Origin of the sequence: Enterobacter sp. CP102, from assembly GCF_025152625.1 — a bacterium.
Taxonomy (GTDB): Bacteria; Pseudomonadota; Gammaproteobacteria; order Enterobacterales; family Enterobacteriaceae; genus Enterobacter; species Enterobacter soli.
Window position 1 is genome coordinate 789,553 of sequence record NZ_CP104014.1, and the last position, 12,453, is coordinate 802,005.

The window sequence follows — 12,453 nt, forward strand, 5'->3', positions numbered from 1 at the left end:
TTGGCTCTCCTTATTTTGTCTCTGCGGCTTTCAGTTCCTGATAGTCGCTCAGTTCACGGTAATTGGTGCGACGTTTTTCCAGGTCTTCCTGAATGCGTTTCATCGTTTCACGGTCTACCTTCAGAAGGCGTACTACGCCCGCGGTAATTAAGTATCCAATGCCGGGAATGACGGTAAAGAGCAGCACGATCCCGTTAATGGCTTCCGCGCTCTGCGCTTTTGCGCCCGCGTCATAACCGTACCAGGAGAGCAGGAAGCCGACCATTGCACCGGCAATCGCCAGCCCCAGTTTGAGGAAGAAAATATTGCCGGAGAAGCTGATCCCGGTGATGCGTTTACCGGTTTTCCACTCGCCGTAATCGTCCACATCGGCCATCAGTGACCAGTGCAGCGGGGAAGGGATCTGGTGCAGGATATTCAGCAGGAAGTAGAGCACCACGATGGTGGTTGTCGCTTTCGGATCGAAGAAGTAAAACGCGCAGGAGAAAATCGCCAGCACGATATTGGTCCAGAAGAAGACTTTCAGCTTACACCAGCGGTCAGTTAACACTTTCGCCAGCATACTGCCGAACATCATGCCAACCACGCCCAGGCTGATAAACAGGGTGGCGAAGTGGGTGCTTTGGCCCATCACCCAGGTGACGTAATACATGGTGGCGGCCATGCGGATAAAGCCCGGGCAGACGTTGCAGAGCGTGAGCAGCAGAATGCGTACCCACTGGTCGTTCTTCCACACGTCTTTAAGATCGTTCTTCAGCTCGTCATTGGTTTGTACTGCCGGGCGGATGCGCTCGCGTACGGTCGCGAAGCTAAACAGGAACATGCAGGTGCCAATCAGCGCCAGCACGGTCATCGCCATCTGGTAGCCTTTGGCTTTGTTATCCCCACCGAACCAGTCGGCCATCGGCAGCAACGTGAGTGACAGCAGCAGCGTCGCGATACCAACCATCACGAAGCGATAGGACTGACAGGCAACGCGCTCTTTAGGATCGTTAGTAATCACGCCACCCAGCGAGCAGTAAGGAATGTTGATGGCGGTGTAGGTCAGCGACAGCAGGAAATAAGTGACAAAGGCATAGATAACTTTGCTGTTATAGCTCCAGTCTGGCGTGGTGAACATCAGGATACTGAACAGCGCATAGGGGAAGGCTATCCACAACAGCCATGGACGAAACCGACCATATTTACTGCGGGTACGGTCAGCGATAGCGCCCATGATAGGGTCAGTTACGGCATCAATGACGCGAACAGACAGCAGCAATACGCCGACTAGCGCAGGTGCAAGACCAAAAATATCCGTATAAAAATAGTTAACAAACAACATGATGGCGCCAAAGATGATATTGCATCCCGCGTCCCCCATCCCATAGCCGATCTTTTCTTTTACTGACAGTTTGTTGTTATCCATTGACTGCTCTCCGGGTTTCGGTATGGAGAGAATTATTTGCTGGCAAAGGAATTTTTGCGTTGCAGTATAAGGTCGGTGATATGGATAAAATTGCTGTAGGCGGGAATTTGTGAGGAAGGTAACAACACTCTGCACACCTGAAAAAGGCGTGCAGAGTGGAAGGGCAGATTAGTGTGCTTTTACCGCGTTGGCATTTTTCTGTTTAACCAGATAACCCACGCCGAGGATCGCAATCCACACCGGGATCAGGTACACAGAAATCGCCATGCCCGGGGTGATTAACATGATAACCAGCACCGCCGCCATGAACAGCAGGCACACCCAGTTACCCAGCGGGTAGAGCAGGGCCGGGAAGCGAGTCGCCACGCCTTGCTGCTGCTTGGCGCGGCGGAACTTGATGTGCGCCAGGCTGATCATTGCCCAGTTGATAACCAGCGCGGAGACCACCAGCGCCATCAGCAGACCGAAGGCAGATTCCGGGGCCAGGTAGTTAATCAGCACGCACAGCGCGGTAACCACTGCCGAAACGATAATGGTGTTTACCGGTACGCCGCGCTTGTCGACGTTGAGCAGTGCTTTCGGGGCGTTACCCTGCTGAGCCAGACCAAACAGCATACGGCTGTTGCAGTATACGCAGCTGTTGTAAACGGACAGCGCAGCGGTCAGCACCACGATATTCAGGGCGTTTGCCACGAAGGTATCGCCCAGCTCGTGGAAGATCAGTACAAACGGGCTGGTATCTGCGGTAACACGTGTCCACGGCAGCAGGGAGAGCAGCACGGCCAGTGAACCCACATAGAAGATCAGAATACGGTAGATAACCTGATTAGTGGCTTTCGGGATGCTCTGCTCCGGGTTGTCGGCTTCAGCGGCGGTGATACCCACCAGCTCCAGCCCACCGAAGGAGAACATGATGATTGCCATCATCATGACCAGGCCGCTCATGCCGTGTGGCAGGAATCCACCCTGTTCCCACAGGTTACGTACGGTCGCCTGCGGGCCGCCGTTACCGCTGAACAGCAGCCAGCCACCGAAGATGATCATGGCCACAACGGCGATGACTTTGATGATGGCAAACCAGAACTCCATCTCACCGAACACTTTTACGTTGGTCAGGTTGATGGCGTTAATGATGATGAAGAAGGCCGCAGCAGAAGCCCAGGTTGGGATCTCCGGGTACCAGAACTGAATGTACTTACCAACGGCGGTAAGCTCAGCCATGGCAACCAGAACGTACAGCACCCAGTAGTTCCAGCCGGAGGCGAAGCCCGCAAAGCTCCCCCAGTATTTATAAGCAAAGTGGCTAAATGAACCGGCTACCGGCTCTTCGACCACCATTTCGCCTAACTGACGCATGATCAAAAAGGCAATAAAACCCGCGATTGCGTAACCCAAAATAATGCCAGGGCCGGCAGACTGGATAACGGATGCGCTTCCCAGAAACAGGCCGGTACCGATAGCACCACCCAATGCGATGAGCTGAATATGGCGGTTTTTAAGGCCGCGCTTTAGCTGATCGCCGTGCTGTTGAGCTTCCATTTGAAACCTCGTGTGTGGTTGTTATGTTCACGCTGTGCGTGTGTAATTATGAACATCCGTTTTCTGTATTTAATTCTTTACGGTTAACGAGACCGAAAAAAGCGGAGATGACTTCCGTAAGCGCCAGAATAGTGGTAAGCGCCCGTGAATGCACCTGCTTTATGAAGGGCTGATGACGAGTTGAATAAAAAGAAAGCATTTGTAAATTGGCCTGTAATTCCTTCCTACCCCAACCTATAGAATAAAAATGCTCCGTAAGTGGGCGAATTTTCATTATTTGCGTTGTTGAATCGCTTCAGATTGCAAAATCCCTCGTTTCATTAAGGTTAAAACTGCCTCTTTATGGGTAATCAACTCATTTGTGCAAAGTTACATTTCTGAAACGTTATTTCTGTAAGGTTGTTAAAATGTGCAGGGTTTACTGATTTCAATCAAAACCAATATGGACAGAAGGTGAATACTTTGTTACTTTAGCGATACGAACTTGAAATTGGTAAGACCAATTGACTCCGGGCAAAAAGGCGTAAGACAGGGAATATGGCCTACAGCAAAATTCGCCAACCAAAACTATCCGATGTGATTGAGCAGCAGCTGGAGTTTTTAATCCTCGAAGGGACACTGCGCCCTGGTGAAAAACTCCCGCCTGAACGCGAGCTGGCAAAACAGTTCGACGTTTCCCGTCCCTCGCTGCGTGAGGCAATTCAACGCCTCGAAGCAAAGGGCTTGCTGCTTCGTCGCCAGGGAGGCGGAACCTTTGTGCAAAACAGCCTGTGGCAGAGCTTCAGCGATCCGCTGGTAGAACTTCTCTCTGACCACCCAGAATCCCAGTTTGACCTGCTTGAGACCCGTCACGCGCTTGAAGGTATTGCGGCCTATTACGCCGCTCTTCGCAGCACTGATGAAGATCGCGTGCGTATCCGCGAACTGCATCAGGCCATTGAACGGGCACAGCAGTCCGGCGACTTAGACGCCGAGTCCGATGCCGTCGTCCAGTATCAAATTGCCGTCACCGAAGCGGCACATAACGTGGTGTTGCTACACTTGCTTCGCTGCATGGAGCCGATGCTGGCCCAGAACGTTCGTCAGAATTTTGAATTGTTGTATGCCCGTCGGGAAATGCTTCCGCTGGTCAGCAACCATCGCACCCGAGTATTCGAGGCGATAATGGCCGGGGAACCGGAGCAGGCGCGCGAAGCGTCGCACCGACATCTGGCTTTCATTGAGGAAATCTTGCTGGACCGCAGCCGTGAACAATCGCGTCGCGAACGTTCATTACGCCGCATACAGCAACGAAAGGATTAAGCGCCAGGTTTTTTTAGAGCGCGGCAACTAAACGCAGAACCTGTCTTATTGCGCTTTTAGTTTTCGAAATAGTTTGGGGTGTATCGCGGCGGCAAGCGCGCGAATCCCCAGGAGCATAGTTAACTATGTGACTGGGGTGAGGAAGCGCAGCCAACAAAGAGACAGCCCGAAATATGAAGAAAGGAAAGTGCAATGGGACAGGTTCCAGACAAATCAACGTATTAGATAGATAAGGAATACCCCCATGTCAGAACGTCTCCAAAATGACGTGGATCCGATCGAAACTCGCGACTGGCTACAGGCGATCGAATCGGTCATCCGTGAAGAAGGTGTTGAGCGTGCTCAGTATCTGATTGATCAGCTGCTTTCTGAAGCCCGTAAAGGCGGTGTGAAAGTGGCTTCAGGTGCAGGGGCTAACAACTACGTAAACACGATTGCCGTTGAAGACGAACCGGAATACCCGGGCAATCTGGATCTGGAACGTCGTATCCGTTCTGCAATCCGCTGGAACGCCATTATGACCGTTCTGCGCGCATCCAAGAAAGATCTGGAACTGGGCGGCCACATGGCTTCCTTCCAGTCTTCTGCAACCGTTTACGAAGTGTGCTTCAACCACTTCTTCCGTGCAGCTAACGAGAAAGACGGCGGCGATCTGGTGTACTTCCAGGGCCACATCTCTCCGGGCATCTATGCACGTGCATTCCTGGAAGGTCGTCTGACTGAAGAGCAGATGAACAACTTCCGTCAGGAAGTTCACGGTAAAGGTCTGTCTTCTTACCCGCACCCTAAACTGATGCCTGAATTCTGGCAGTTCCCGACCGTTTCTATGGGTCTGGGCCCAATCGGTGCGATCTACCAGGCTAAATTCCTGAAATATCTGGAACACCGTGGCCTGAAAGATACTTCTGAGCAAACCGTATACGCCTTCCTGGGCGACGGCGAAATGGATGAACCAGAATCTAAAGGTGCGATCACCATCGCTACCCGTGAGAAACTGGACAACCTGTGCTTCATCATCAACTGTAACCTGCAGCGTCTGGATGGTCCGGTAACCGGTAACGGCAAGATCATCAACGAACTGGAAGGCATCTTCAGCGGTGCTGGCTGGAACGTGATTAAAGTCATGTGGGGCGGTCGTTGGGATGAGCTGCTGCGTAAAGACACCAGCGGTAAACTGATCCAGCTGATGAACGAAACCGTTGACGGCGATTATCAGACCTTCAAATCCAAAGACGGTGCCTACGTTCGCGAGCACTTCTTCGGCAAATATCCTGAAACCGCAGCACTGGTTGCAGACTGGACTGATGAGCAGATCTGGGCCCTGAACCGTGGTGGTCACGATCCGAAGAAAGTCTACGCTGCACTGAAAAAAGCACAGGAAACCAAAGGTAAAGCGACTGTAATCCTGGCCCACACCATCAAAGGTTACGGCATGGGTGATACCGCAGAAGGTAAAAACATCGCTCACCAGGTTAAGAAAATGAACATGGACGGCGTGCGTTATATCCGCGACCGTTTCAACGTTCCAGTGACCGATGAGCAGGTAGAAAACCTGTCTTACATCACCTTCCCGGAAGGGTCTGAAGAGCACAAGTACCTGCACGAACGTCGTCAGGCGCTGAAAGGCTACCTGCCAGCTCGTCAGCCTAACTTCACCGAGAAGCTGGAACTGCCAGCGCTGGAAGACTTCTCTCAGCTGCTGGAAGAGCAAAACAAAGAAATCTCTACCACTATCGCTTTCGTTCGTGCCCTGAACGTGATGCTGAAGAACAAGTCGATCAAAGATCGTCTGGTTCCAATCATCGCCGACGAAGCGCGTACTTTCGGTATGGAAGGTCTGTTCCGTCAGATCGGTATCTACAGCCCGAACGGCCAGCAGTACACCCCGCAGGACCGTGAGCAGGTTGCATACTACAAAGAAGACGAAAAAGGTCAGATCCTTCAGGAAGGTATCAACGAACTGGGTGCTGGCGCATCCTGGCTGGCTGCTGCGACCTCTTACAGCACCAACAACCTGCCAATGATCCCGTTCTACATCTACTACTCCATGTTCGGTTTCCAGCGTATCGGTGACCTGTGCTGGCAGGCTGGCGACCAACAGGCTCGCGGCTTCCTGGTAGGTGGTACTTCCGGTCGTACGACCCTGAACGGCGAAGGTCTGCAGCACGAAGATGGTCACAGCCACATTCAGTCTCTGACTATCCCTAACTGTATCTCTTACGACCCGTCTTACGCGTACGAAGTGGCTGTCATCATGCACGACGGTCTGACCCGTATGTACGGTGAAGCACAAGAGAACATTTACTACTACATCACCACGCTGAACGAAAACTACCACATGCCGGCAATGCCAGCAGGTGCCGAGGAAGGTATCCGTAAAGGTATCTATAAACTCGAAACCGTTGCAGGTAGCAAAGGCAAAGTTCAGCTGCTGGGTTCCGGTTCTATCCTGCGTCACGTACGTGAAGCAGCACAGATCCTGGCGAACGACTACGGTGTAGGTTCTGACGTGTACTCTGTTACCTCCTTCACTGAACTGGCACGTGATGGCCAGGATTGTGAGCGCTGGAACATGCTGCACCCAATGGAAACTCCGCGCGTTCCGTACATCGCTCAGGTGATGAACGACGCTCCAGCGGTCGCTTCTACTGACTATATGAAACTGTTCGCTGAGCAGGTTCGTACTTACGTACCAGCTGATGATTATCGCGTACTGGGTACTGACGGCTTCGGTCGTTCTGACAGCCGCGAAAACCTGCGTCACCACTTCGAAGTTGATGCTTCTTACGTGGTTGTAGCAGCACTGGGCGAACTGGCTAAACGTGGCGAAATCGATAAGAAAGTGGTTGCGGATGCAATTACCAAATTCAACATCGATGCAGAAAAAGTTAACCCGCGTCTGGCGTAAGAGGTAAAAGAATAATGGCTATCGAAATCAATGTACCGGACATCGGGGCTGATGAAGTTGAAATCACCGAGATCCTGGTCAAAGTTGGCGACAAAGTTGAAGCTGAACAGTCGCTGATCACCGTAGAAGGCGACAAAGCCTCTATGGAAGTCCCGTCTCCTCAGGCTGGCATCGTTAAAGAGATCAAAGTCTCTGTTGGCGATAAAACCGAGACTGGTAAACTGATCATGATTTTCGATTCCGCCGACGGTGCAGCAGCAGCTGCACCTGCGCAGGAAGAGAAGAAAGCCGCTCCGGCCGCCGCTGCACCAGCAGCTGCCGCGGCAGCGAAAGAAGTTAACGTGCCTGACATCGGCGGTGACGAAGTTGAAGTCACTGAAATCCTGGTGAAAGTGGGCGATACCGTTGCGGCTGAGCAGTCTCTGATCACCGTAGAAGGCGACAAAGCCTCTATGGAAGTTCCGGCTCCGTTCGCGGGTACCGTTAAAGAGATCAAGATCAACACCGGTGACAAAGTGTCTACAGGTTCCCTGATCATGGTCTTCGAAGTGGCGGGTGCTGCACCTGCTGCTGCGCCTGCACAGGCAGCGGCTCCGGCAGCCGCGGCTCCAGCTGTTGCTGGCGGCGCGAAAGACGTTAACGTACCAGACATCGGCGGTGACGAAGTTGAAGTGACCGAAGTGATGGTGAAAGTGGGCGATAAAGTTGCCGCTGAACAGTCACTGATCACCGTAGAAGGCGACAAGGCTTCCATGGAAGTTCCTGCGCCATTCGCGGGTACCGTTAAAGAGATCAAAATCAGCACTGGTGACAAAGTGTCTACCGGCTCTCTGATCATGGTCTTCGAAGTGGAAGGCGCTGCGCCTGCTGCTGCTCCAGCGGCAGCGGCTGCTCCAGCACCTGCTGCTGCACCGGCTCAGGCTGCTAAACCTGCTGCGGCACCAGCTGCAAAAGCAGAAGGCAAATCTGAGTTCGCTGAAAACGATGCTTACGTCCACGCGACTCCACTGATTCGTCGCCTGGCGCGCGAATTCGGTGTGAACCTGGCGAAAGTCAAAGGTACTGGCCGTAAAGGTCGTATCCTGCGCGAAGACGTGCAGACTTACGTGAAAGACGCGGTGAAACGCGCTGAAGCGGCTCCAGCTGCTGCCACCGGTGGCGGTATCCCTGGAATGCTGCCATGGCCGAAAGTGGACTTCAGCAAGTTCGGCGAAATCGAAGAAGTTGAACTGGGCCGTATCCAGAAAATCTCTGGCGCGAACCTGAGCCGTAACTGGGTCATGATCCCGCACGTTACGCACTTCGACAAAACCGATATCACCGATCTGGAAGCGTTCCGTAAACAGCAGAACGCCGAAGCTGAGAAGCGTAAACTGGACGTGAAATTCACCCCAGTGGTCTTCATCATGAAAGCGGTTGCTGCGGCTCTGGAACAGATGCCACGCTTCAACAGTTCCCTGTCCGAAGATGGCCAGAAGCTGACGCTGAAGAAATACATCAACATCGGTGTTGCGGTTGATACGCCAAATGGTCTGGTTGTTCCGGTCTTCAAAGATGTGAACAAGAAGAGCATCACTGAGCTGTCCCGTGAACTGACCGTGATCTCCAAGAAAGCGCGTGATGGCAAGCTGACTGCTGGCGAAATGCAGGGCGGTTGCTTCACCATCTCCAGCATCGGTGGCTTGGGTACTACCCACTTCGCGCCGATTGTTAACGCGCCGGAAGTGGCAATCCTTGGTGTGTCCAAGTCCGCGATGGAGCCTGTGTGGAATGGCAAAGAGTTCATGCCGCGTCTGATGATGCCAATCTCTCTGTCCTTCGACCACCGCGTGATCGACGGTGCTGATGGTGCGCGTTTCATCACCATCATCAACAACACCCTGAGCGACATTCGCCGCCTGGTGATGTAATCGAAAAGCCGGCCAATCGGCCGGCTTTTTTCTGATAATCTCATGGGGTTTGTGAGGTTATTGGCGAAAGCGACAATTCGTGAGCCGTTTGTTGTTTCAAAATTGTTAACAATTTTGTAAACTGCGGGCGGATAGAACGACCCGGTGGACGACGGGTATAAATTAAGAGGTCATGATGAGCACAGAAATCAAAACTCAGGTCGTAGTACTTGGGGCAGGCCCGGCAGGTTACTCCGCAGCATTCCGCGCCGCGGATTTAGGTCTGGAAACCGTCATCGTAGAACGTTACAGCACCCTCGGCGGTGTTTGTCTGAACGTCGGCTGTATCCCTTCTAAAGCGCTGCTGCACGTAGCCAAAGTTATCGAAGAAGCCAAAGCTCTGGCTGAACACGGTATCGTCTTCGGCGAGCCGAAAACCGATATCGACAAAATTCGTACCTGGAAAGAGAAAGTTATCACTCAGCTGACCGGCGGTCTGGCGGGTATGGCCAAAGGCCGTAAAGTGAAAGTGGTAAACGGTCTGGGTAAATTCACCGGCGCGAACACCCTGGAAGTGGAAGGCGAAAACGGCAAAACCGTTATCAACTTCGACAACGCGATCATCGCGGCGGGCTCTCGTCCAATCGAACTGCCATTCATTCCACATGAAGATCCACGTGTGTGGGACTCCACCGATGCGCTGGAACTGAAAACCGTTCCAAAACGCCTGCTGGTTATGGGTGGCGGTATCATCGGTCTGGAAATGGGTACTGTGTACCATGCGCTGGGTTCAGATATTGACGTGGTTGAAATGTTCGACCAGGTTATCCCGGCTGCTGACAAAGACATCGTTAAAGTCTTCACCAAACGCATCAGCAAGAAATTCAACCTGATGCTGGAAACCAAAGTGACTGCCGTTGAAGCGAAAGAAGACGGTATTTACGTTTCCATGGAAGGCAAAAAAGCCCCTGCGGAACCACAGCGTTATGACGCCGTGCTGGTCGCTATCGGCCGTGTGCCGAACGGTAAAAACCTCGACGCTGGCAAAGCTGGCGTGGAAGTGGACGACCGTGGCTTCATCCGCGTTGATAAACAGCTGCGCACCAACGTGCCGCACATCTTTGCAATCGGCGATATCGTCGGTCAGCCAATGCTGGCACACAAAGGTGTTCACGAAGGTCACGTTGCCGCTGAAGTTATCGCTGGCATGAAACACTACTTCGATCCGAAAGTGATCCCATCTATCGCTTACACCGAGCCAGAAGTTGCCTGGGTTGGTCTGACTGAGAAAGAAGCGAAAGAGAAAGGCATCAGCTACGAAACCGCCACCTTCCCGTGGGCTGCTTCTGGCCGTGCTATCGCTTCCGACTGTGCAGACGGTATGACCAAACTGATCTTCGACAAAGAGACTCACCGTGTGATCGGTGGTGCGATTGTCGGCACCAACGGCGGCGAGCTGCTGGGTGAAATCGGTCTGGCTATCGAAATGGGTTGTGACGCTGAAGACATCGCGCTGACCATCCACGCTCACCCAACTCTGCATGAGTCTGTGGGCCTGGCGGCAGAAGTGTTCGAAGGTAGCATCACCGACCTGCCAAACGCGAAAGCGAAGAAGAAGTAAGTTTCTTCACGATTGCTAAACGCCTCTTCGGAGGCGTTTTTTTTTGTCTGAAAACTACCCGTTCTGGTAGTCATCTTATTGATATTAGCGCTAAAAATTTTCTTCGGACTGCCGATACTTTTTTCACCATTGTGTGGCTACTGGCCGCGCTGTTTAGGGGTTCTGGACTCTTTATTACACGAAAAAAGGAAAACACATGTCTTTGAAGAAAGTTGCGGTGATTGGCTTAGTGGCAGCAGCGATGACGCTGACCGGGTGTGGCGCGATGACCACCGCGGTGAAAAAACGTAATCTGGAAGTGAAAACCCAGATGAGTGAAACCGTCTGGCTGGAGCCATCAAACGAAAAAACGGTCTACATCCAGGTTAAAAATACCTCTGATAAAGACATGAGCAACCTGCAAACCCTGCTGGCTAACGATCTCGTTGCCAAAGGCTATAAGGTAACCAGCTCTCCTGACGGCGCCTACTACTGGGTACAGGCTAACGTTCTGAAAGCGGACAAAATGGATCTGCGTGAATCCCAGAGCTACCTGAAAACTGGCTACGAAGGTGCTGCTGTAGGTGCTGCACTGGGCGCGGGTATCACCGCGTATAACAGCAACTCTTCCGGTGCCGCGCTGGGCGTGGGTCTGGCGGCTGGCCTGATTGGTATGGCGGCGGATGCAATGGTGGAAGACGTGAACTACACCATGGTAACCGACTTGCAGATCTCTGAGCGTAGCAAAGCGAAAGTCACCACTGATAACATCGCGGCGCTGCGTCAGGGAACATCCGGCGTGAAAGTGCAGACCAGCACCGAGCAGGGCGATCGCGCGAAATATCAGACCCGCGTGGTGTCTAACGCCAACAAGGTTAACCTGAAGTTCGAAGAAGCGAAGCCGGTACTGGAAGCCCAGCTGGCAAAATCAGTCGCAAATATTCTGTAAGTTAAAAAGCCGGGTGGCGTCTTCGCCTTACCCGGCCTACAAAACCCCTGGCCGCCAGCAGTCAGGGGGCAACGGCCTCCCAGGATTTATCCGGGCTGTACGCCGTTAAGGCTGCGGCTTTTTGCTCTGAATCCTTACCCAGATCGCTCTGGTAAACAGTATCATCCTGATTGATCACAAAGCTCATCACACCCGTTTGTCCGTAGCTGACAGGCCATGCAACCATCGCAAAGCCATGGTTTTTATCGGGCAAAATACGAAAGCGATATCCGTGATAGCCTGCTCCAGGCTCTGACGGGCTGAATGCCGGGCCAAGCGGGCTGGGTGCTTCCCCTGGCGTAATGGGCCAGTAGAGGCCATCTTTTTTCCCTTCTGAACTGACAATTTTCTGCGCGTACGTCTGGTTCATCTCGTAATAACTTTGCTGCGCGTCAACGTAAGCGTGGAGCGCTTCTATCGCGGCGAGCTCATTACGGCCAATTTCACGGGTCAGGATCTCTTCGGAAGCTTCCTTGATATCAAATTGCCAGCCGTTTGCGGTCTTAATGACCGGTATCGGGAGCTGCCAGTCGCTATCGCCCACCACCAGATGCGCGACATCGCCGTTAGTCACGGTGTTATGCCGGACTTTCCAGTCGCGCAGGAAGCGGTCTACGGCATCAGGATCGACCCCTTCAGGTGGCAGGAAATCACGCCAGTTTTCCCCCAGCAGTTTGCCCATTGCACCTTCATTTTGCTCGCTGATTGCGTTTACCAGCGCGTCGGTCGCCTTGTCCGGAGTGTCGAAATGTTCTTGTGCTTGCGCGATAGACGAAACCATAAGCAACACCATTGCGCTGAGTAATTTAATGTTCATGT

8 protein-coding genes are annotated in these 12,453 nt (G+C 52.8%); 5 read left to right on the forward strand and 3 right to left on the reverse strand.

What is annotated here, in order from left to right; genetic code table 11:
• Nucleotides 1-10 precede the first annotated feature (10 nt).
• On the reverse strand, nt 11-1,408 hold the full coding sequence (locus N1249_RS03740; RefSeq protein WP_259834697.1) for a glycoside-pentoside-hexuronide (GPH):cation symporter: 1,398 nt from the start codon (nt 1,406-1,408) through the stop codon (nt 11-13).
• 168 nt (nt 1,409-1,576) lie between these two features.
• Nucleotides 1,577-2,947, reverse strand: a complete 1,371-nt coding sequence (gene aroP, locus N1249_RS03745; protein ID WP_259834700.1) for an aromatic amino acid transporter AroP — start codon at nt 2,945-2,947, stop codon at nt 1,577-1,579.
• Between the two features lie 537 nt (nt 2,948-3,484).
• Here aroP and pdhR point away from each other — a divergent pair.
• The 5 genes from pdhR (at nt 3,485) to traT (ending at nt 11,595) form a co-directional block, all read left to right on the forward strand.
• Nucleotides 3,485-4,249 (forward strand): pyruvate dehydrogenase complex transcriptional repressor PdhR, encoded by a 765-nt coding sequence (gene pdhR, locus N1249_RS03750; protein ID WP_014068921.1) that lies wholly within the window; start codon nt 3,485-3,487, stop codon nt 4,247-4,249.
• A 244-nt stretch (nt 4,250-4,493) separates the two neighbouring features.
• On the forward strand, nt 4,494-7,157 hold the full coding sequence (gene aceE, locus N1249_RS03755; RefSeq protein ID WP_217187587.1) for a pyruvate dehydrogenase (acetyl-transferring), homodimeric type: 2,664 nt from the start codon (nt 4,494-4,496) through the stop codon (nt 7,155-7,157).
• Between the two features lie 14 nt (nt 7,158-7,171).
• Nucleotides 7,172-9,067, forward strand: a complete 1,896-nt coding sequence (gene aceF / locus N1249_RS03760; RefSeq protein ID WP_014068923.1) for a pyruvate dehydrogenase complex dihydrolipoyllysine-residue acetyltransferase — start codon at nt 7,172-7,174, stop codon at nt 9,065-9,067.
• 175 nt (nt 9,068-9,242) lie between these two features.
• Nucleotides 9,243-10,667 carry a dihydrolipoyl dehydrogenase gene (gene lpdA / locus N1249_RS03765; protein WP_014068924.1) on the forward strand — a complete coding sequence of 475 codons (1,425 nt, stop codon included), beginning with the start codon at nt 9,243-9,245 and terminating at the stop codon, nt 10,665-10,667.
• A gap of 196 nt (nt 10,668-10,863) precedes the next feature.
• Nucleotides 10,864-11,595 (forward strand): conjugal transfer complement resistance protein TraT, encoded by a 732-nt coding sequence (traT, locus tag N1249_RS03770; protein ID WP_259834707.1) that lies wholly within the window; start codon nt 10,864-10,866, stop codon nt 11,593-11,595.
• Between the two features lie 61 nt (nt 11,596-11,656).
• Here traT and N1249_RS03775 read toward each other — a convergent pair whose 3' ends face one another.
• Nucleotides 11,657-12,451: a DUF2950 domain-containing protein gene (locus N1249_RS03775; protein ID WP_259834711.1), complete on the reverse strand. Its 795-nt coding sequence runs from the start codon at nt 12,449-12,451 to the stop codon at nt 11,657-11,659.
• Nucleotides 12,452-12,453: the final 2 nt, after the last annotated feature.

Bases quoted from the DNA above. Each gene is read 5' to 3' on its own strand.
- pdhR (WP_014068921.1), top strand. From the start codon at position 3,485: ATGGCCTACAGCAAAATTCGCCAACCAAAACTATCCGATGTGATTGAG.
- aceE (WP_217187587.1), top strand. From the start codon at position 4,494: ATGTCAGAACGTCTCCAAAATGACGTGGATCCGATCGAAACTCGCGAC.
- aroP (WP_259834700.1), bottom strand. From the start codon at position 2,947: ATGGAAGCTCAACAGCACGGCGATCAGCTAAAGCGCGGCCTTAAAAAC.
- N1249_RS03740 (WP_259834697.1), bottom strand. From the start codon at position 1,408: ATGGATAACAACAAACTGTCAGTAAAAGAAAAGATCGGCTATGGGATG.
- traT (WP_259834707.1), top strand. From the start codon at position 10,864: ATGTCTTTGAAGAAAGTTGCGGTGATTGGCTTAGTGGCAGCAGCGATG.
- lpdA (WP_014068924.1), top strand. From the start codon at position 9,243: ATGAGCACAGAAATCAAAACTCAGGTCGTAGTACTTGGGGCAGGCCCG.
- aceF (WP_014068923.1), top strand. From the start codon at position 7,172: ATGGCTATCGAAATCAATGTACCGGACATCGGGGCTGATGAAGTTGAA.
- N1249_RS03775 (WP_259834711.1), bottom strand. From the start codon at position 12,451: ATGAACATTAAATTACTCAGCGCAATGGTGTTGCTTATGGTTTCGTCT.